Origin of the sequence: aff. Roholtiella sp. LEGE 12411 (assembly GCF_015206995.1) — a bacterium.
Lineage (GTDB): Bacteria > Cyanobacteriota > Cyanobacteriia > Cyanobacteriales > Nostocaceae > Komarekiella.
The window spans coordinates 1-22187 of record NZ_JADEXR010000044.1 but is presented as its reverse complement, the minus strand read 5'-3'; the positions used below and the strand labels follow the sequence as shown (position 1 = coordinate 22187).

15 protein-coding genes and 1 pseudogene are annotated in these 22187 nt (G+C 38.4%); 2 read left to right on the top strand and 14 right to left on the bottom strand.

Annotation, left to right across the window (positions count from 1 at the left end; all coding sequences use genetic code 11):
- Positions 1 to 12: 12 nt before the first annotated feature.
- The 4 genes from IQ246_RS12435 to IQ246_RS12420 all read right to left on the bottom strand — a co-directional run bounded on the left by IQ246_RS12435 (position 13) and on the right by IQ246_RS12420 (position 5153).
- Complete coding sequence (locus IQ246_RS12435) at positions 13 to 801, bottom strand: SDR family NAD(P)-dependent oxidoreductase (protein WP_194003413.1); 789 nt, start codon at positions 799 to 801, stop codon at positions 13 to 15.
- 169 nt (positions 802 to 970) lie between these two features.
- Positions 971 to 1735 (bottom strand): SDR family NAD(P)-dependent oxidoreductase, encoded by a 765-nt coding sequence (locus tag IQ246_RS12430; protein ID WP_194003411.1) that lies wholly within the window; start codon positions 1733 to 1735, stop codon positions 971 to 973.
- A 321-nt stretch (positions 1736 to 2056) separates the two neighbouring features.
- Entirely contained in the window at positions 2057 to 3382 is a 1326-nt protein-coding gene (locus IQ246_RS12425) for an aspartate aminotransferase family protein (protein ID WP_194003409.1), read from the bottom strand.
- 157 nt (positions 3383 to 3539) lie between these two features.
- A complete protein-coding gene (locus IQ246_RS12420) occupies positions 3540 to 5153 on the bottom strand; it encodes a PfaD family polyunsaturated fatty acid/polyketide biosynthesis protein (RefSeq protein ID WP_194003407.1) in 1614 nt (537 codons plus the stop codon).
- Between the two features lie 639 nt (positions 5154 to 5792).
- On the opposite strand from IQ246_RS12420, the pseudogene IQ246_RS12415 reads away from it, so the two are divergent.
- Both IQ246_RS12415 and IQ246_RS12410 read left to right on the top strand, forming a co-directional pair.
- A pseudogene (locus IQ246_RS12415) lies at positions 5793 to 5948 on the top strand (cysteine peptidase family C39 domain-containing protein); the annotation flags it as partial.
- 442 nt (positions 5949 to 6390) lie between these two features.
- Positions 6391 to 7287, top strand: coding sequence for a CPBP family intramembrane glutamic endopeptidase (locus tag IQ246_RS12410; RefSeq protein ID WP_194003405.1), 897 nt, complete (start codon positions 6391 to 6393; stop codon positions 7285 to 7287).
- Positions 7288 to 7641: 354 nt separating this feature from the next.
- Here the strand turns inward: IQ246_RS12410 and IQ246_RS12405 are convergent, their stop codons facing one another.
- The 10 genes from IQ246_RS12405 to IQ246_RS12360 form a co-directional block, all read right to left on the bottom strand.
- The gene (locus IQ246_RS12405; protein WP_194003403.1) at positions 7642 to 8832 is read right to left on the bottom strand and encodes a sensor histidine kinase; all 1191 of its coding nucleotides are present in this window, start codon (positions 8830 to 8832) and stop codon (positions 7642 to 7644) included.
- A 40-nt stretch (positions 8833 to 8872) separates the two neighbouring features.
- Positions 8873 to 10486 (bottom strand): cyclic peptide export ABC transporter, encoded by a 1614-nt coding sequence (locus IQ246_RS12400; RefSeq protein ID WP_194003401.1) that lies wholly within the window; start codon positions 10484 to 10486, stop codon positions 8873 to 8875.
- A 39-nt stretch (positions 10487 to 10525) separates the two neighbouring features.
- Positions 10526 to 11227: a DevA family ABC transporter ATP-binding protein gene (locus IQ246_RS12395; RefSeq protein WP_194003400.1), complete on the bottom strand. Its 702-nt coding sequence runs from the start codon at positions 11225 to 11227 to the stop codon at positions 10526 to 10528.
- Between the two features lie 66 nt (positions 11228 to 11293).
- Positions 11294 to 12481, bottom strand: coding sequence for an ABC transporter permease DevC (gene devC / locus IQ246_RS12390; protein WP_194003398.1), 1188 nt, complete (start codon positions 12479 to 12481; stop codon positions 11294 to 11296).
- Positions 12482 to 12703: 222 nt separating this feature from the next.
- Positions 12704 to 13579: a sterol desaturase family protein gene (locus tag IQ246_RS12385; protein ID WP_194003396.1), complete on the bottom strand. Its 876-nt coding sequence runs from the start codon at positions 13577 to 13579 to the stop codon at positions 12704 to 12706.
- 339 nt (positions 13580 to 13918) lie between these two features.
- A complete protein-coding gene (locus IQ246_RS12380; RefSeq protein ID WP_244142008.1) occupies positions 13919 to 15139 on the bottom strand; it encodes an HlyD family efflux transporter periplasmic adaptor subunit in 1221 nt (406 codons plus the stop codon).
- Positions 15140 to 15615: 476 nt separating this feature from the next.
- A complete protein-coding gene (locus IQ246_RS12375) occupies positions 15616 to 16113 on the bottom strand; it encodes a DUF427 domain-containing protein (RefSeq protein WP_194003443.1) in 498 nt (165 codons plus the stop codon).
- Between the two features lie 99 nt (positions 16114 to 16212).
- Positions 16213 to 17796 carry an HlyD family efflux transporter periplasmic adaptor subunit gene (locus tag IQ246_RS12370; protein WP_194003394.1) on the bottom strand — a complete coding sequence of 528 codons (1584 nt, stop codon included), beginning with the start codon at positions 17794 to 17796 and terminating at the stop codon, positions 16213 to 16215.
- 212 nt (positions 17797 to 18008) lie between these two features.
- Positions 18009 to 21020, bottom strand: coding sequence for a peptidase domain-containing ABC transporter (locus IQ246_RS12365; protein WP_194003392.1), 3012 nt, complete (start codon positions 21018 to 21020; stop codon positions 18009 to 18011).
- Between the two features lie 66 nt (positions 21021 to 21086).
- Positions 21087 to 21314, bottom strand: coding sequence for a hypothetical protein (locus IQ246_RS12360; RefSeq protein ID WP_194003390.1), 228 nt, complete (start codon positions 21312 to 21314; stop codon positions 21087 to 21089).
- Between the last annotated feature and the right edge of the window lie 873 nt (positions 21315 to 22187).

The window sequence follows — 22187 nt, the reverse complement described above, 5'->3', positions numbered from 1 at the left end:
TGAAAATTCAACTCAAATCAAATTTACGCTTTCTAGTGAACCGATGTTTAAGCCGCCGTCTAAATCTAGCATTGCTCCGTTGAGATAATCGGTTTTACATGTGGCTAGAAATAGAACTAACTCAGCAACATCTTCTGGATTTCCAAAACGACCGACAGGAATATAATCCAGCAACATCTTTTTTTGAAACGAAAGAGAACGTTCTTCTTCCTCAGCATGGTCTAACATTTTAGTTTGGCAAACACCCGGTGCGATCGCATTCACACACACACCATAAGAACCTAGTTCCCTAGCCCAAGATTTAGAAGCAGCAATCATCCCAGCTTTAGAAGCAGCATAAGCAGAAGCAAAAGCTGCTCCCCAAGTTCCAGCAATAGAAGCGATATTAATAATACGTCCTTTTTTTCTTTTGACCATGAACTTAGAGAAAAAGCTGGTGCAATTGTATGTCCCTATCAAATTGGTATCAATAATCTTTCGGGCTTTATCATGATATTCTGCAAGTAAAACTGGAGTACGATCATAAATTCCTGCATTGTTAACTAGAACGTAAATATTATCCCCAAACAACTTATTAATCTTCTCAGCAGCTTGCTGGATGCTTTGCAAATCACATACATCCATACCAAATAATCCTAGTTTTTCAGAAGCGCCCACATAAGTCTGTAGGCTTTCCAATTTATCTTCAAAGATATCTGTTGCGGCCACACAAAATCCTGCTGCTAACAATTGCAAAACTATCTGCTGTCCAAATCCGCCTGCTGCTCCGGTGACTACTGCTATTTTCTCTTGATTATTCATTAATAGTTACTGCTCACTTGATCAATTTCAAAATGTCTTGCTAGTTCTTACACCAATCATTGAGAATTTTTGAAGTATTTTACTTGTATCTACTTGATAGTCTTTGTAAGACTTTCAATAAAAAATGTAGTTTTCATAAATAACATCTAAGTTAATTCAGCTATGAGATTTATCCCTTATTAAAACCACCGTCTAAATCGAGTATCGCTCCGTTGAGATAATTGGTTTTACATGTGGCTAGAAATAGAACTACTTCAGCCACATCTTCAGGAGTACCAAAACGACCACCAGGAATGTAATTCAGCAATATTTTTTGTTTTGCAGAAATAGAACGCGCTTGTTGCTCTGGAGGTTCTAACATATTGGTTTTACAGACACCCGGTGCGATCGCATTTACACACACACCATAAGAACCTAGTTCCCTAGCCCAAGATTTAGAAGCAGCAATCATCCCAGCTTTAGAAGCAGCATAAGCAGAGGCTAAGGAAGCTCCGCAAGTACCTGCAATAGAAGCAATGTTAATAATGCGTCCACTCTTTCTTTTGACCATGAATTTGGAGAAAAAGCTAGTGCAATTATAAACTCCTATCAAATTGGTATCGATAATTTCCCTGACTTTATCATGATGTTCTGACGACAAAATAGGAGTAGACTCCATAATGTCTGCATTGTTAACCAGAACAAAAATCTGATCTCCAAATAAATTAATAATCTGCTCACCAGCTTCCTGAATGCTTTGCAGATTACATGCATCCATCAAAAACAAGCCGACCCTTTCAAAAGACCCTAGATATGTCTGCAATCTTGCCAGCTTCTCTTCAGAGGCATCTATTGCTACTACATAAAACCCTGCTGCTAACAATTGCAGAATAATTTGATGTCCAAATCCCCCTGCTGCTCCGGTGATAACTGCTATTCTATCTTGACTTTTCATTTGATACCCACTGTGCATTTTATTTAATTAAAAATATGCATTATTTGTAGCATTTGATAAGCCATGTATTCCAAAAATATCGGCTAAAAGCAACTAAATTTATATTTGCTCCGGATAAGGAAAAGGAGAAGATGAGGATTTAATTAGTTGCTTATTTATGCTTGCTAACTATAACCTCATCTTGCCCTAATAATCACTTCAGGAAAGTTGAATTGATCAAAGGCTTTGGAATAGGACACCATGCTGTTGCACTTCACATCCCATGTAACAAAGCGTATGCATGGCTTTACTCATGCTAATTATTAGGAATTTTCTCAAGCCTTACAACAATTCGTTAATTCTGGCAACGTCAGCCATTACTTCACCTATTCTTTCCTTAAAGAAACTTACATCAGAATCATCCATGAGCAGGTTACTAAAAAATCTAGAAACTGGTGAAAATTGTATGCCATAATTCCGAGAAACTCGTGTAATCAAAATATCACGTAGTTTAGTACTTTCGTCATAACCTTCGGCTTTAATAAGTTGTGTTCCCTGAGAATGGAAAACCAAAACACCGGGTACACCTTGAGCCACCATTGGTATTCCTACACTTTTTGCAGTATCCACAAGAGACTGACCTATCTGCATCAGGTAATTTCCCATTCTCTCATAACATGATGGGTCGTTTTCCAGTAACTCAATGGTTGCCAATACAGCAGCTAATCCAAGTGGATAACCATTGAATGTTCCGGCGTGGATAACTTTGCTATCCGTATAGAGTTGCATAATCTCCTTTTTGCCGACAATTGCAGACATTGGTAGCGCTCCTCCACCCATTGCCTTGGCAAAAACAGTAATATCAGGTGTAACACCTAACAGGGATTGTGCTCCACCGAGAGCTACTCTAAAACCGGTAATCACTTCATCAAATATAAGTACTATTTGATATTCATCGCAGAGTTCTCTAACCTTCTCTAAATATCCTGGAGCAGGTACTATTCCACCTCCATTAATACAAATAGGCTCCATCAAAATAACGCCTATTTCATCACCACGATATAGCAATAGCTTTTCTAAAACGTCGATATCATTCCAGGGAATCAGAAAAGACTGTTCTTCCAAAATATTAGGAGCACGTCCATCAGTCCCCATGAAATCACCTTCATAATCAACAGGGACAGGATACTCAGAAGATGTTGGTTTACCACCCATAATGTTGTCCGCATTACCGTGATAATGCCCTTGGAAACGGATAAATTTAGGCTTACCTGCATAGGCTCTGGCAAGCCTAATAGCATTTTGTATAGCTTCTGTACCACTCAGCCCAAAACGTACCATTTCAGCACTAGGCACATGATGAATAATGCGTTCACAAACGCGTTCTTCCAAATCACATTGATCTACAGAGAGAACTTTATTAATGTAATTGATTAGCTTTGCATTATATTCTTCATTTTTGTGTCCGACAATCAAAGCACCAAATTTACAAAATAAATCAAGGTGTTCATTGTTGTCTAAATCCCATACTCTTGAACCTTTACCTTTATTAAAAGGTATGATGGTATCTTTGCCTTCATACCGAAAATTGTAATGAACTCCTCCAGGCAAATATTTCTTAACTTGACTAGCTGCTTGTTGAGATTGAGGAAATTTAAGTTTCGGCATTGTTTATATCTAACCTGCTAAAAGTTGAGCGACTAATTAGAAACGATTATTTTCAAGAAAAGCCCATTAAAATCAAGGACTTTAAAAAAAATGCAAGTCTTGATAATTGGATTACTGCTTTGTTATTCCAATTACATATAGTTAAAGAACTCAAAGATTATGGTGTAACTTTATAAGTTCCATAACTATCAATATAATTTACTCCTAAACTGCTGAGTTGACGGATACGGAAGAGATAAGCCGCACCTTTCATTAAATGCTCAGCAATATCAATCACATGACGGTTTTCTGGTTTCTCCAAGTAAGAACCCTTTACCCACTCATTAAATGCTCCCATTGCTGGGCCACACCATACTTGATAGTCCATTTTTCGTTCTTGCATTCCAGCTTTAGCCCAAAAAGATGATTTTCCTAAATACCATCTAAAAATGAGGGCCATTTTCTTCTTAGGGTTTTCTAAAGCTTTCTGAATTTGACTAGGGTCACGCTCTTGGAAAAACTGAACAGTTTCATCCCACACCGTATCTAAATTTTTTTGAAACAGCTGTTCTTCAATTTTGTTCCTTTCTATCAAGGGAATTTCATCGATAGAATCATATTGTCGATAAATTTCATAAAGTTTCTGGGCACGCATAGCAAAAAGCGTTCCTCTTTTCAGGACTTGTACTTTTACGCCCATTTCAAACATATCTGCGGCGGGAGCCATAGCAACATCTACAATATCTGCTTGGGCTAATGCGGCTTTGACGATTTCCGATGCTCCAGACTCTCTACAAGCTTGATTCACTGAACCAGTCACTACATAGTCTGCTCCCATCGCAAAAGCAGCTAAGACCGCTTGAGGTGTGCTTATTCCACCTCCCGCTCCTACTCTAATGTTTTTTTCGTATTTGTATTCTTTTTGGATGCGGTTTCTAATCTCTTGAATCAAAGGCAGTAAACAAACAAGTGGTCTGTTATCTGTGTGACCCGCCGAATCGGCTTCTACAGTAATATCACTAGCTACAGGAACCTTTTGAGCTAAAGCACTTTGCTCTGTAGTAATTAGACCTTTTGATACCAAATCTTGGAGTATCTTCTCTGGTGCTGGCTTCATGAAGACTTCCGCAACTTCTCTGCGAGAAATTTTAGCGATAATGTTATTTCTAGCTATAATCTCGCCATGACTACCTTGGAAAAGTCCAGCAGCGCGATAATAAACGATATTAGGCGTTAAGTTCATAAAAGCAGACGCTTCTACCGTTTTTACTCCATACTTTAAATACAATTCCACACATTCTCTTTCCAAGTTGGGTTCGGAAGGACTGTGAATAAGATTAAAAGCATAGGGAGCATCATGAAGAGTAGCTTGGAGGGTTGTGATTGCTTCTTCCACTGTCTTCAAAGGTAAACCTGCTGCACCAAACGAGCTTAAATATCCTTTTCTACCTAGGGAAGTTACCAAATCAATCGAAGCAATACCATTAGCCATAGCCCCTGCTTGGTATGCATAATTTGTGCCATGAGCTTTTTTAAAAGCATCACTACCAAGACATGCAGAATTAAAAGCTGGTATTAAGCCTAAGCAATTGTAATTTCCTATAGGCGAGATTTCCCCACCTGTTGCAAGCGCAATACTAGAACCAGTGTGCAATATATAGAATGGTGTGTCTATATCGTGTAAACAGTGCTCAATTTGCTTGGCATCTGTTTTGAGTAGATAATCTGACCCTTTCCATTTCAAGGGTGTATGAGCAATATTAGTTTTAGGAAAAAGACCATTATCAATCATGAAGTTGCAGTTGTGTATTTGCGAGATGACTCAGGCTAGAACAAGCACAACACTACCTGAATAAGACAATACAGAAGTACTGTCAGTTATTAAGTGATATCAGCCCAATAGTTGAAGCTATACGGTATGTATTATTTTCCAATTTCCATGTTTTTTGCATTCATAATTGCAAACCTCTTGATGTTGAGCATAAGATTTGTGAATAGATATAATTCATACTATTCGCTCAACCCTCATCGAGAAACGTTAAGCACGCTCAACTCAATTAGCATTGGCATGTAGTCGTTGATTAAATGTCATATAAATATGATTAACCAAGTTTGAATGTCTGTATAGTTACACAAGTACCTTTTTGATTTGAGTTAGTTATAAAGCTTTAAAAGCTTTTCACAGTAAAACTTATAGAGCTTATAGAGCAATTAATGTAAATAAAAATGTTGCTGACCTAATTGCAATTGATGATCTGAAAAAAGAAATAATCTTACAAGATGAGTGTAAAGTACAATGTGTCAAGTACTTAAAGAAGTATATCGAATCAGTTCATTGATTTATCAAATGATTGCTCATACCAGGATTGGGATTTCAAATCATTTCATCCAGCGGTAATTACACTCATTTGTTATAAAACTATGTATATTACCCACTCCCACACAACGAATCGGGCATTTATGGCAAAGGGTGATTAGGCGCTATCCTTTTTTTGCTGAACAAAGTGCATCAGATTGTGGTGTAGCTTGTTTGGTGATGGTATCTAGATATTGGGGAAAACAATTTAGTATCAATCGCTTGCGTGATCGGCGATCGCAGTCAAATTTATTAAAGAATCAATTAGCTGTAGCTTTGGCGACACAACGACAACAAAATCAAGCTCAAGAGTTAGAAAAGCAGGTTCAAATTGACCAAGCCCGGCAAAGCTATCAGACTATTATGAATCCGTATAATTTACAAAAAGAAGAAAAACTAGCTCAAGTTGATCAGGCAAAAATGACTCTTGACTATAATCAAGACGTAATTAAGATAGCAGAGAGTAGTTTAGCAAGTGCCCAGAAGGAAGTTAAAAGATTTCGTAAGTTAACTCATGAAGGAATTGTTTCGGAAATTCAAGTCGTATACAAAGAAGATATCGCTAAAAAAAACGCCGGATTATTGATTTTATTCTTGACACCTTTAAGAAATTACAACAGGGAGGAGTCAAGTTATAAAATTAAATATTAATGGAATTAAAACAGCCAAAACAATGAATAGAAACATAAAAAAGGTTTTGCTCTTTATTGTTTTTACCTTGGTTAGTAATTATCTTTTGATAGCTCTTTACTTTGCACTCGGCGGCAAATGGATCATGCCTGGTTCATGGATTGTGACTGCGCTCTATATGTTTGTTCCGATGCTTGTTACTATTGTTATCCAGAAGTTCGTTGATAAACAATCCTTAAAATCGTTAGGATTATCTTGGAAGTTAAATAAGTGGTTTTTGGTAGCATTGCTACTACCTGTAATAATTGTACTTGCTGCTTTAGGTATTAGCTTACTATTTCCTGGCGTTGAATACTCTCCAACTACTTCAGAGGCATTAGAGCGGATTAAATCTGTAGTTACGCCAGAACAATTAAAACAAATCCAAAGCGATTTAGCTGCTGTGCCAAGCTATGCCTTGATATTGACAAATATATTAGAAGGTTTGATTGCAGGTGTGACAATTAACGCCGTTTTTGGTTTTGGTGAAGAATTAGGCTGGCGAGGACTTATGCAAACAGAACTTAATTTTATGGGATTCTGGAAGTCATCAGCAATTATCGGTCTAACTTGGGGAGTATGGCACGCTCCATTAATTTTACAAGGACATAATTATCCTCAGCATCCCCAACTTGGCGTGTTCATGATGACAATTTTGACTTTATTGTTATCCCCTATATATAGTTACATCAGAATCAAATCAAAATCAGTGATTGCGGCGGCTATTATGCATGGCACAACTAATGCACTTGCTGCACTTCCTATTTCACTGATTAAGGGAGGAAATGATTTGACGGTTGGGATGACTGGGTTAGCAGGACTGATTGCGATCGCCATCGTAATTATAGGTCTTTTCGCATACGATTCTTTCTTAGCTAAAGAGCCTGTAATGTCAAAGTAAAGGTTGCGCCATAACTTAATCAGGTTAGTCAGGATACGATAACCCCAGTTTATTCAAAAAACTGGGGTTATGGGGTGCTGGTTGATTGGGAGTAGTAGCGCGATCGCACTTCAACTAAAGCGCATATTGCAGCACTCTCCCAAACTCCCAATGCCTCAACCATCTCAATGCTGAGTCTTTTACATCAAGGGAAATCCGGCTGATTTTAGTTGGTTTTTGGGGCTTCTTCATAAGCTAAATTTATCATTATTCCCAAGCAATTAGCTTTTACACTTTTCTCCAAAAACGGTATTATACACTACTAATTTTTGATGTGGGCAAAAGTTTTCGGTCTACTGACTTTAAAATACATCGCTAATTATCGTGCAGTGGAACCATTACCTGAATAGAAGTACCTTTACTTAGCTCAGTATTAATTTCCAGATCACCACCTAGTAGTTGCACCCGTTCTTGCATTCCCCGCAGTCCAAACCCCGAACGAACAAGCTCACAGTCAAAGCCTCTACCGTCATCAGTCAATTCCAGGATAATAGCAGAAACAGTAGAGTAACCCCGCAGCGTTACACAAGAAGCATGAGCATGTTTTTGAATATTAGTAAGTCCTTCCTGCACAATGCAATAGAGTTGATGGCTGGTTTGAAGAGGCAATTTTGGCAGATTCACATCTATACGAATAGTAAAACGTTGGTTTTGTTTCACCTGTTCTATTAAAGTCTTCAAAGCTTCATTGAGATTAAAATCTTTTGAGCGCATTGTTTGTACTGCTATACGCACATCTTGTAAGCATTGTTTTGCGAGGATTTTGGCAGTATCTAGAGCTTGTATAGCTTGTTCAGGTTCGCGCTGGCGTAATCTTTGTACCAGTTCTAATTGCACATCAAGAGTGGTGAGTGTGTGTCCTAGAGAATCATGGACTTCTCTAGCAATGCGGGTACGCTCCAAAGTTGCAGCTAAGACTTCTACTTCTTGAGCAAGAGCAATTGCTTGCTCACGGCTTTTTTGTTCTGCAAGTACAACAAAGCTCATTAAAATTACAAACACACTAGCTGCTAAGTAGTAACCAACATCCTGAATAAGAGAGTCTATAATAATTCGTCTAGTATCATCCGCAGTCGGAGGACTAGCAGAACTCAACCACTCGATTGCTAGAGGAAAAGTTAAAAATGATATGAAACTCCAACCTAATCCTGTAGCTATTACAGTTATAATTACGTCTTTGCGACCCAATAGAAAGCAACTTTTAGCAATAATAATGTAGATTAATATTGTGTCTAAATTAAAACCAATTAACCTAATGAATAATACTAGTAAAATTTCTAAAAAAATATATGCTCTTTTTTGATTAATATTACGGTCAACCGGAAATATTAGACTTAATAATCCAAAAGCACATACAAATGGGAAAATTGTTAATTTAGGTATATTTGGTAAGTAATAAATTGTACTAGTCGTTAAATAAATAAAAGTAGTTACGAACAAAAGTGTCCATTCAGCATATAGAAGAGTACGGCGAATAGAAGGTAAAGTGTTCTTGATTTCATTCATCAGTGTTGAGTTGGGAAATTTTTATTAGCATAACTAATTACTACTTCTCTACTACCTTGCCATAATCTAGTTTAATTAACTGATCTGCCAAGTGGAAATAGCGATCATCATGTGTAATCGCCAAGATAGTTTTGCCTTGATGCTTAAGTTCTGGTAAAAGCTGGTTGTAGAATATCTCTCGAAAGTAGGGGTCTTGATCGGCGGCCCACTCATCAAATAAATAAATTGGGCGATCTTCTAAGTATGCTGTCAGAAGTGCCAACCTTTTACGTTGTCCTTGAGAAAGATTTATAGTTGACAGCGAACCTTCCTTAATCTCAACCTTGTGTTCTAATTGAAGCTTTTTCAGATACTCATAAGCTTCAGCATTCAGATTATTAGAATTCATCCCCAAGAGTTTTTCAAATAAATAAAAATCAGAAAAGACAGTAGAAAATAACTGGCGGTATTGCTCTCGATTATTTCCTGTTATTGGTTTACCATCCAGAACAATTTCACCGGAATCTGGAATATATAAACCTGTAATTATTTTAGCAAGTGAAGATTTTCCACTACCGTTGCCACCAATGATAAAAATTAAATTACCCGGACGAAATGTCAAATTAATTGGGCCTAATAAAAAGTTTTGGGATTCACCCTCTCGAAGATAAGAATACTTAACATCAACTAGTTCAAGTTTGTGAAAAGATGATGGTGAATTAGTAGGTTCATTTGAAATAATTTCAGAACGACTGGCTAGAGCTAATCCTAAATTATTAATTTTATTGATGGCAACACTTCCCTGAACCATCTGTGGAAACATCTGCAAAATATTGGAGATTGGATCGTTTAAAAAGGTAATCACTAGAGCATATCCAGATAGGATTGTTGTATTAATTCCTGTAAATTTTGGAATAACAAATAGCAACATACCTAAGATAGTAAAAAAGAAAAGTTGACCAAGATAAGAGGTAAATCCTAGAAGGGTAATACTAATGACGTTGTAACGCCGTCTCAATTCCGCAGTGACTTGAAATTCTTGTGTCACAAAGGCTTGACGACGAGAGGTGCTGAGTTTGAGTTCTTTAATCCCACCTATAATTGTGTGGAAATGTCTGAACATATAATCCTGCTGTTCGCGAGCAAGTTCCATCAATTTTTCAGACCTAGTTAAAAAAATCTGAATTACTGCTACTGCTAGCAAAAGAAAGATGAATATGCCGAGAAAGATTTGCCATGAAAGAATACTTAGATAAGCTAAACAACCAATAATTAATGCAAGATCAATGAATAGAAATGGTAGAGCGATCGCAGAATCAGAAATTTTGTCCACATCATCAGTCAAGGTTGCTAACAACCGACTAGCTCCCAGTTCTTCTACATAACGCAAAGGACAAGCCAAAATCCAATCTACCAGACGCTGCCTAAGTCTAACAATGGCTGATTGAGATAGACGAACCAGGAAATATTGAGAAAGTGTCCCTGTAATCATCATCACAATTACCAACTCCAGAAAATTCCAGAGAAGTTGATTGTTAATTGGATTTTTAGCATTAATGGTGTCGTTAACCAGGGCGATGAGCAAAACACTACAAGCACCACTGATAGTACCCAAAATTAGAGAAATTACTATTAACCGCCAGGAAGTACGGATTAGAAACCAGATTAGATTCATTTGAGTGCGTAGAGATAATTAAGTGAACCACGAGATAAGTCAGATTTCCAATTGCTTAACACGACCATCTTCCATGTGAATAATCCGATCAGCAATATCTAAAATCCGATTATCGTGGGTTACAAGTAAAATAGCGCACTTCTGTTCCTTTGCCAGTCGCTGCATAATATCTGCCACATCTCGACCAGATTTACTGTCAAGAGCAGCCGTTGGTTCATCAGCCAAAACCAACTTTGGCTGACTCACTAACGCACGAGCGATCGCAACTCTTTGCTTCTGTCCACCAGAAATGTTTTCTGGATAGTAATTCACACGATCTCCTAAACCCACGGACTCCAACATTGCCACTGAGTATTCTTTACGTTGATTCACAGAAAGATGTTTGTGTAACTTTAGTGGCATAGAAACATTTTCCCAAGCAGTCAGACACTTGAGTAAATTATGCGCCTGGAAAATAAAGCCAATCTGACTACGAACCTGTATAAGTTTTTTCTTACTAGCTGCTTTCAATTCCTCACCCAACACTTGCAGGCTTCCTTGTTGCATTGAGCGTAATGCACCGATTAAAGTGAGCAAGGTTGTTTTACCACTACCAGAATGACCAGTCAAAATTACAATTTCACCTGGGTTCACATCCAAATTAATATCCATAAGTACGGGTTTTTGCAAGGCTCCATTCCCAAAACTATGATTGAGATTTCGGATAGAAATGACTTGAGTTTTTAACAAGGTTGCATTCATTTTTAAAGGCTCACCAATTATTCACTTTTTATATAAAAACTGCTAAAAACTGATGCGATCGCCAATTTAAAAAACATCGGCTGGGTCAGCAGAGCGAAGTTTTCCGGAAGCGATCGCCGCAGACATTACACACATAATAATCGTGAGAATAAAAACAGTGCTTGCTATCTCAGCACTCATTATCAGTTCCAAGCGCGTTAGATTACCAAGAAAGCCATACATCCAAAAAGAGACAGCAAACCCAGGAATAAATCCTAATACAGCAAGAATGATTGCTTCGGTAAAAATCACTCCTAACAGTGCAATATCGGAATAACCCATTGCTTTGAGCGTAGCATACTCTGCTAAGTGATCGTTAACATCAGCGTAGAGAACTTGATAGACAATTACAACCCCGACAATAAACCCCATAATGGCACCAAAACTGAAAATGGGGCCAACAGCAGTAGTTTCTTGAAACTTTAATTCTTTTGCAATCAGTTCTTCATGGGTATATGCTTTAATACCAGGAACATTTGCTTCAATTGCTGCTTTAACTGCTTTTATATCGGCACTTTTTTCTAAATCTACCACTCCAATACTCACTTGATTGAGGGCATTTTCTCCAAACAAATTGGTATATGTGACTTCACTCATCATCAGATTACCTGAGCCTAAGAAAAAAGAATTTCCCAAATTAAATAGCCCCACAACAGAAATACGACGATTGTTGAGTACAGCAGTCACATTATCTTTATTGGTAAAGAGTTGGGGAATAGGGCCAAAGTCAGGTTTAGCCATACGATCAAATAAAACACTATTAGGGATATTAAGGAGAGCTTGTTGTTTGATAACCTCTGGAATAGAAAATACTTGTTGCGAGGGATTAAAGGCGTAAACGCGGGCTTCAAATGATTTTTTTTCTTGAGAATAAGCCCAAGGTGTCGACGTAGTTATATAAACCGGAATAGTGTTAACAACACCTTTGATTCCTGCTGCTTGATATAAACGAATGAGATCAAAACTATTAGAACCTAAAAATTCTGTGCTGGAATTTAGTAAGAATAAATCTCCCTTCATACTTTTTGGTAATGCGGTTGCTCCTCCACTAAAGAGTGATAAAAAACCCAATTGCATAAAAATTAGTACATTAGCAAAAGCAATTCCCCCCATTGCTACAGTCAGGCGGACTTTTTGATGAGATAGCTGTGCTACAGCAAGGGGACGCTGACCTAACAATTTATCAAAAAATGATTTTAATTCAGAAGGTTTCATTGGGTAAAAAGTAGAAGATGATATATACAGCAACTCTTGACAGAATGTAAACAATAGTCATACATAGATGCTTTTTTAAATGCATTATTAGCAAACATGTAATTGTTTCATAGAGACAGTTTGATAATGTTGTAGCTGCTCTTGAATGCTAGATACAGCTACAAACAGTTAATAGTTGAAAACCCTACAAATCAACTAGATGTTTGAAAAAAGAACAGATAGTTAATTACGCTTGTTCATAAGCGCTTTAGGCTTCCACTCTGGAGGTCCAAATATACTCTGAAGCTTTTCCATAAAACCTTGAGATTTTCTGAATAGGGATAAAGTCCTGATGTGTTCAATAAAGTTAATCTTGAGTGGATTGTGGGTATTGACATTTTCAGTAAGTCCGTAAAAAACTTTTTCGGTTTCAGGCTCATATGTTCCGAATAACCTATCCCAAATTATGAGCATTCCACCGTAGTTTTTATCGATATACTTCTGATTTGAACCATGATGAACTCGATGAAGAGAAGGAGTATTTAATATTCCATCTAGGAATCCTAATTTACCAACTTTCTGGGTATGTACCCAGATTTGGTACGATGCGACAATTTCACCAGCTAAAATGCATTGCAAAGGATTGAAGCCAAAATACACTGCGGGGATTAATAATGTCCACAAAGTAAAGTCATCAAACCATCCTTGTCGAACTGATGTTGAAAGATTGAAATCAGTGGAACTATGGTGTACATTGTGATTCATCCATAACAATCGTACTCGGTGTTCGGTTCGATGTAGCCAGTAGTACGATAAATCTACAATCAATAATGCTAAAATCCATGTCCACCAATTCACTTCAAGTTTGAAGAGACTTATATTTGAAAAGAATAAGACTCCAATTCCAGCAACAATTTTTCCAGCAATACTACCAACGATCTGGTTCCCTACACTGACACCAAAGTTAGCTAAAGTTTCTTTGTAATCTCGCTTTTTCTTAGCAAAAAAGTCGATAAAAACTTCGACAATCATAATTACCAACATAATTGACAAGAACAACTCTAGCTGATTGGTAATTACATTATAATCAGTAAACTGATGTGCAATGTACTCGTTCATAACTTCACTCTTCCTCTCGAATTACACTTAATTGACAAGAACAATTACCTTTGGGCGAGCACTTGGAAATCCATTTATTTCATCCCTAAGAGTTAAACTCTACTAAAATAGGTCAAATTATTCATCAAATCAGTTTAAACTGATTTTTTTTACTCATTAGGACTTTAATAAATGGTTTTGATATAAATTACTTCAATCTGCTAATTTGTTATCAAAGTAATATTTGTCATAACAAGATTAATGTAAAGAGGATAATATTCTCAAAAAAATTAAATGATCATTTGTGCAAAAATGTTTGAAAAAAGTCAAAAAATGGTCAAAATAGTTAACAGCTAGGAGCTAATTTTTAGTACTTATTTGATTTATTTGCTGTAAGTTAAGTTTCACTCTTACCTGCATATTAGTCAGTCCAGCAACTTTCGGACTATCTTGTTTATCAATTCGGACTTTGACTGCAACAATACGTGCATTTTGGTCGGTAGTTGGACTGTTGGTAGCAGCAGCATCTTGGAGTGATTTCCTACCGATTTGTAAACCAATCTGTTCAACTGCACCACGAATTTCATTTGGAAAACCGCCATACTCGCTGGTAATAGTTGCCCGTTGTCCAGGACGGATTTTGCCAATATCAGTCTCAGAAATTTCGGCAACTGCAAACATCTGGTTAGTCCGAGCCAGTTCTACAATGCCTTGAGTCATGTTAACTTGCTCGCCAATGCGAGTATTAATTCTGAGAATTTGTCCCGCTATGGGCGCTCGTACTTTAGTATTTTCTAAATCTGCTTTTCTTTGATCAACAGCAATCTTAGCTTTCTCAAATTCCAACTGAGCAATCTTGATGTCTACTGGACGTACTTCCAGTAGCTCTGCTAGCCTTTCTTTTTCTTGGGTAATTTCTACTGGGAGGATTTTTGTAGTTTGCTCTAAATCTGCTTTTCTTTCAATTAGAGTAGCTTGAGCAGTTGCTAGTTCACGCTGTGCTACATCTCTATCTGCACGAGAGATTGCTCCTTGGGTTGCTAAAGTTTGCCGACGCTCAAAGGTTAATTGGGCTTCATATAAAGCTGCTTCTGCACTAGAAACTACAGCTTTTTTTTGCTTGACTTCTGTGTCTATTTGTGAATATAGACGTGCGATCGCCGCCTCTTGTACCTTCAGCTCTGCCTTCTTTGCCTCCCCTTGCTGCACTTTTGTAAGTTCTACCTTTTTTAGCTGCATTTGTGTCAAAGCATCTCTTAAAGCAGCTTCACTATTATCGATTCCTTGCAAAATCGCAATTACTTGATTTGCTTTTACAAAGTCACCTTCCTTAACTAAAATTTTGTTAATACGGCTGTCTTGGGCATTGGCTACTGAAAGTTTAATTACTTCACCTTCAGGTTCAATCCGTCCCAGAGCTACAACAGATGTAGCTGGAGCAAGTTTTACAGAAGTGTCTGGGGTAGAATTTTGCTGTGTGGAATCACAAGCAGTGCATACACCAACTATGCTTAAAATAATTATTAATCGCTGCAATTTTCCCATTATTAATTGAACATTAAACTTGAGTATTTTGGTCATATATCTCACACCAAATTAGCGCTAGCCACAAAATTTGTGTGTTTTTACTTGCAAAATTGAACTATGATTTAATGCTAATTTAAAAAATATATTATTCTTACTGCCTAAAGTCATTTAAATTAATGACTTTAGTCATACAGCAGATTTCAGGTATATGAAGTACATAAATAAAACCCGAAACCCTGTAGAGACGTTACATGTAACGTCTCTACGTATGATTCATGAAAATGCTGACTTGTAGAGACACCGAATGGGGGATAGGGGATAGGGAATGGGAAATGGGAAAAAAGGGAGTTAGAGGTGTACGCAGTTCTTTCAAAAATCAAATAGGAATCCTATCGGTTGTGTTAGACTATTCAACATTTGCAGTGGATTTTATCTGAATAGACTACAGTAGGGTAGGCATCATAATGCCTACCCTATAAACAAAGAAATATTTGCTGTAATAAAGACTTTTGGTAAAAACTGAATGAGCCTCACCATCCCCAAGAGCCAGGGACACCTTTGAACGGCCCAACAATATCACTAGTTATCCAACCCCCGTAGAAGTTACCTGGTTGCGGTTGTACTTTTTCGTCATTAACATAGCAAGCATCCATGAGATGAACATAAAAAGCTACATAATCTTTAATAGATGCAAAAGCTGGTGTGGGGTTGGGGTAGAACCAGGCAGCCTTCTGGACTTCTTTATCATCTACACTGATTGTGTAGTAACCAGCTGCTCCTTTCCACTCGCAAAAGCTAGATTGCGGCGTCAATAGCAGATGTTCCATTTTGATATCCGCAGGAGGGATGTAGTAAGAGGGTGGATGACTAGTTTCTAAAACACGCTTCGCACTACTGGTATCTACAATTGTTACGCCATTAAAGATAATTTGGATATGTTTGCTTGTGTCCTCCAAACGAGGCGGACGAGGGTAATCCCAAACTGATTCTTGTCCGGGAGCGGGTTCGATGCGTTGGGGGTAAATCATTCTAAACTTTGGATGATAGATTGGGAATTGGTAATATTTCTTAATATAAACTACAACTTGACTAATTACCTCTTCCCTAATGCCTTCTAGTTTCAAATATTAACGTACCTCTTTGAGAGTCTCTACTTGTTTAGTAAACAACTCGGTGAACAAACTCATCACTGTTCGTTCTTCGCGCACTTTAATATTGGCACTAATCGACATCCCTGACTGTAAGAAAACATTTTTATCCCTAATTTTTAAGGATTGTTTATCTAATTTTATTTTTGCTGGAAATCGATAAAACTGATGTGTTTCATCTGGCGGTAATGCATCTGACCCCAACCCGATTACTTCTCCTTTAATATCACCAAATTCGCTGTAAGGAAAAGAGTCAATCCTGACATCTACTTTCATTCCTTTGCGTACGAAACCAATATCTTTGTTAGTGATGAAAACCTCAGCGATATAGTTATCGTTGGGCACAATTTGGAGGAGTTTTTGCGTGGTATTCGCGACAAAGCCAGGGTTTTTTGCTTGCAAGTCAAAAACTGTTCCGGCTACAGGAGCGCGAAGTTCTTGATATTTGACGTTTAACCGGGTTTGAGAGATTTTGCTATTGATATCTGCTAAACGTTGTTCATTTTCCAGCACAACTTTCATGAATTGGCTATCAATTTCAGCAATGCTCTTTTTGTTGTCACCTATCTTATCCAAAATACCTTTATCAGAAGCAGCCACAGTATTGTTTAAGTTTTGTCGCCCTTTTTCAATATCAAACTTGAGGCGTTGTCCTTCTTGAAATAATTGTGCTACTTCTGCTGCGAGACTTTGTACTTGTTGTTGCTGGTTAAGATACTGAAGCTGAGAAACACCACCTTCTTCTGCCAAGATTTTAAGTTTATCTAAAATCCTTTGCTGGATGGCTAAACTTGCTTTAGTATCTTCTAGTTTTACTTCATTTTGAGCAAGTTGTTTTTTAGTTTTTTCTACTTCCAACTGCCCTGCTGCTGAGCGAGAGTCTAATTCCCTTTTGGCAACTTGTATACGTTCTTGCTCATCAACTCCTAGTCCTGTACCTTGGCCAAAATTCTCTAATTGAGTTCGCAATAATTGATTTTCTGCAACTAACGATGCGCGACTTTTTAAGAGAAAAGTCGCTTCTTGTGACAGTTTACCGCGCAAAAATTGCAGTTCAGATGCTGTACCAGAACTTGCTCCCATCAATCGGCGATAAATTTGGTTTTCTTGATTTAAAGCAGTGCGAATTTTGTTTAAGGAATTTAATTCAGCAACGGTGGCGATAGAATCGAAAGTCAGCAGCAAATCTCCTGACTTTACCTGTTGCCCATCTTTCACATAAAGCTCTTTGACTACTCCACTCACCGGAGCTTGAACCTCTTTAACTGTAGCTTCCGGCTTTAATTGACCTGTCGCTGGTATCACTTGCTCGATTTTGGCTAAACAAGCCCAACCAATACCAAAACAGGCTAATCCCACTAGAGTCACCATGATTGTACGTGACCAAACTGGAGATTGGCGTAAAACAACAGATTGCTCAAAGTTAGAATCATTTGAGGTAATTAATGGCTGTTTAGCAGCCTTACGTTGATCTGTAACTACCTGTGAATCTCGCTTGACTCCGTTTTTTTGCTTGCCGTTTTTATGATTACCGTTGAGTTTATTACCGTTTATAAGAGCCATAGTGATTTTAGATGTTGGATGATTGGATTGAGAATTAGTACTTTAGGACTTACGCAACTGGCACACAAGGCTTCTGGTATAAGAGTCAAGGGTCAAGGGTCAAGATTTTTTGGACTTTTGACCTTTGACTCTGGACAACCTCTGGCGTTAAAAATATGACACTTAACTAATCTGGGCACAAGGAGTATCTACTGATGCCTTGCCCCTACTAATTACAAATTTACTTCTTGTTGCTGATACAGGTAATAATAATGACCTTTAGAAGCCATTAGTTCTTGATGGCTTCCTTGTTCTATCACCCTACCACCATCCATCACGACAATAACATCTGCATTACTCACGGTGTTCAAACGGTGGGTAATAAAAAATACTGTATCACCCTGAAATGCTTTGGCTAAATTGAGACAGACTTGTCGTTCTGTGGGATAATCTAAAGCGCTAGTTGCTTCATCTAGAACTAATAATTTTGGTCGTTGTAAAACTGAGCGGGCGATCGCAATTCTTTGTCGTTGTCCACCTGAAAGTGCCGCACCACGTTCACCCACTCGCGTATTATAACCGTTGGGCAAGCTCATAATAAATTCGTGGGCAGCGGCAACCCTAGCCGCTTCAATAATTTCCTCGGTTGTAGCATCGGGATTTGTCAAGGCAATATTTTCCTGAACTGTGCCATCAAATAACAGCGACTCTTGGGGAACTACACCAACCTGTCGCCGTAACGAATAAAGCTCTACCTTGGAAATGTCGTAACCATCAATCAAAATTCTGCCAGACTCTGTTTCGTAAAGCCTCAGCAGTAACTTCATCATCGTACTTTTACCAGAGCCACTTTGGCCGACGATGCCGACAAATTTTCCGGGAGCAAATTCTAGATTGACATTAATCAGTTGTAGAGGCCCACTCGGCGCAAATCGGAAGGAAACATTCTCATATTTCACTGCTCCGACGATCGTAGGTAAGGGAATATTTTGACGGTCTGTTTCTGCTTCTTGGGGCGTATCGACGATATCACTTAAACGCTCTAAAGACAATGCAGTTTCTTGGAAGCTCTGCCAAAGTTGAGCTAGGCGTAATATGGGACTTGTAACGTAACCCGATATGATTCTAAAGGCAATTAATTCGCCTAAAGTTAACTCTCCTTTGAGTACCAGATAAGCTCCCACCCACAAAACCATTAAGCTGCTGAGTTTATTGAGAAAGTTGCTGGTAGAATTGGCCAGGGTAGAAGTTACAACGGTTTTAAAGCCTGCTGCTACAAAACGAGCATAACGCTCTTGCCAAGAAAAGCGCGATCGCAATTCAATATTTTGTGCTTTTACCGTTTGAATCCCCGACATTACTTCAACTAAATAAGATTGAGTTTCGGAGTTGCGTTCGGCTTTAGCACGTAATTGTCTGCTAATGGTCGGCGAGGCCATTAAAGTGATAATCACAAACACTGGAATTGTGCCTAAACCTACCAAGGTTAGTTGCCAACTATAAATCAGCATCACACCGATATAAACTACCGAAAAGACAGCATCCAATCCTACTGTTAAAGCAGTACCTGTGAGAAACTGGCGGATATTTTCTAATTCGTTGATCCGAGTAGCCAACTCACCCACTGGTCGGCGTTCAAAATAGCGCAGCGGTAAGCGTAGTAAATGGTCAATAATTTGTGACCCCAAACCCATATCGATGCGGTTTGTAGTATCGACAAATAAGTAAGTTCGCAAGGTGGTCAATACTGCTTCAAATAGTCCTACTACTAATAGCAGAATGCCCAAAATATGCAGAGTACTAATACTGTTTTGAGCGATAACTTTGTCGATAATTAACTGAACGACTAGCGGATTTGCTAGCGCTGCTAACTGCACGAAAAAGGAAGCAATAAAGACTTCTATTAGGACTCGGCGGTGACGTGATAAATAGGGCAAAAACCACCGCAAACCAAAGCGCTCTTTGGGTGTATCTTTGGTGGAAGCGAGCAGCAATACCCTGACTTGCGGCGGTAAATTGGTTTCATCAACATCTAATTGGTCAACGAATTGAGAGGGTTTGCACCGCACAATTCCTTGAGATGGTACACCCACAACAATAGTGCTCGCATCTGCTGCATATAAGACTGCAAAACTATCACCATAGCGAATCAGCGCGGGTGTGGGAATGCGCGTCACTGAGGCGATGGGTAAATCTATTAACTGCGCTTTGAGTCCAATTAACTCTGCTAAATAAGCAGTAACTTGAAAAGATATAGTACCCTGGCGTTTGATTTGCTCAGTTAAGATGCGGCGAACCACCTCCCGACGAAATGGCATTTCCAAGTGCTTCGTGAGCATTTGAAAACAGGCGAAGGCGGTATTTAATTCTCCCTTACCACGAACAAACGGGAATTTTTTATGTTTTTGTCTATCTTGTGACGCATAAGGGTCTGAGTGGGGAGCTTCTGCGGTTGAGGCGTAGGGAATTTCTAGCTCATCTGTGCCATTTGGTTCGGTGTCATTTACATTTACTTCAAGCTCTACCTGATTATTATCAAGCAAGAACAAATCTAACGGTCGTACACCAATCAAACGTGCGGGACTTCGCCCAACAACATCAATCACGTCTGTTGCATCGCTCAATTCTAAGCGAGAGCCAACAGGGAAATTTGTAACTGTACCACTACCACTAACAAACCAGATGTTTTCACTATCCAATTGGTTGAATGGAGTTTTTCCTGGCTGAAGGTAATGTATTTTTGCTCCTGCTAAAGCTTTCTCAGTCAGGTCTTTGAGATTTAAAGCAGCATTAGCTTGCTGTGCCAACTGTAGGCTGAGAATATCAAAAATTTCTACTAAAGAACTGTTGTTTTTGCGAATATTGGCAAAATCTGGGTATGAAGAGAGGAGATTGAAATATTCAGCAGCACTCAAGCTTAAACATACTAGTTCGGTAGAGGCGATCGCTGTCTCGCAAGCGACCTGACGTAACAAACCAATTTCGCCGATAATTGCTCCTGGTTGCAGCAATTTTAAGGTAATTGGCATTTGCGTGTGGGGATCATAACCCAACAGGCGTACTTGTCCCTCGTAAATAATTGTTACTTGTTCAGGGAGTTGGTCTTTACCGATGATTTTTTGACCGATGCGATAGCGCCAAGCCTGTAATTGTTGTGATAGATTGGCGATCGCCTCCTCTGGTAGTTGGTCAAAACCCTCCAAAGCAGTAAGAAATTCAGGCAAGGCGTTCTTGGTATAAGTCATATCAAAACAATTCACAACTTAAAAGTGTGGAGTCAGGAATCAAAATTACAATTTACGGAGGAAGAATTAAAACAACTCCCAGATCCCATCTCCTAACTCTGCGATCATCGAGCGTGAACGTTGCTCAATCGCCTCAACAATAACCATCTCTTTTACCCACAACGACAGTACTTGGTGTTTTGCCAGATGCAAAGCTTTTGTGGTAGCCAGCGCGTGCAGATGCGTATAAGCCCAAAGAGCGACTTTATCTAATTGCAGACCTGCATTCATATTGCTTGTTAACAGTATGTCCACCGTTATTAATTATCTTAAAAAAATTATCGCAACTTAAGGTTGAGAGTAGATTATCAAGTAGTTAATGTTACATAATTTTATACAAATTGGTTTTCTGTATTAACTTGCTTATTAGAGGCATGTTTGTCAGAAAGTACAGCACAAAGGCTGATTTGTAAAAATTGGCGCCGAAATTGTTTAATTTTTGATATTCAAGGTAAACTTATCATAATTTTCTACCTAAGTAAATCCCTACAAAAATAACGTCCTATAAATAACTTTTAAATTTATGTGAGCAACTCAAGAGTTGTCTTCAGTAAATTTACTAGTATTTATATTTATTTTGATTCGGGCATTGGGGATTGGGCATGGGGCATTGGGCAAGAATTCTTTTAACCCACATTCCGCACACTTAACTGTCACAATCGGTTATTACGGAAGTAAATTTAGGTAAGAAGAGTAAAAAATTACATTGATCTAGAAAAAACACATTTGGGATAGAAAAATTGCTCAAATGTATTCTCCATAATCAGCAATAAATAACGAGGTTCTCAATCATTAGTTCTTATGTACTAAATATATCCGTTTCTTTGGGATGTGACAGTTATAGCTGTAAGTTCGCTCATTTTGTCTTCGCAAATCTGCCTCTGGGTTATTCTCCGCTAACTGCTTGAACGAGATAGCGATCGCTCTTGGGTCAATTCCTTGGCTGTAGTAAAGGTCAAGGGTATCAAAGATTGGTTTGATGAAATCTCCAAACTCACCATCCCCAAATACCTCTTCCCAATTGTCAGGCTTACGTTGAGGGTTAGGATCTAATCCTCAATCCAATATTCAATCCACTAATCCCTACCTAATACAATCTCCAATACCCCACGCCCCACGCCCCATGCC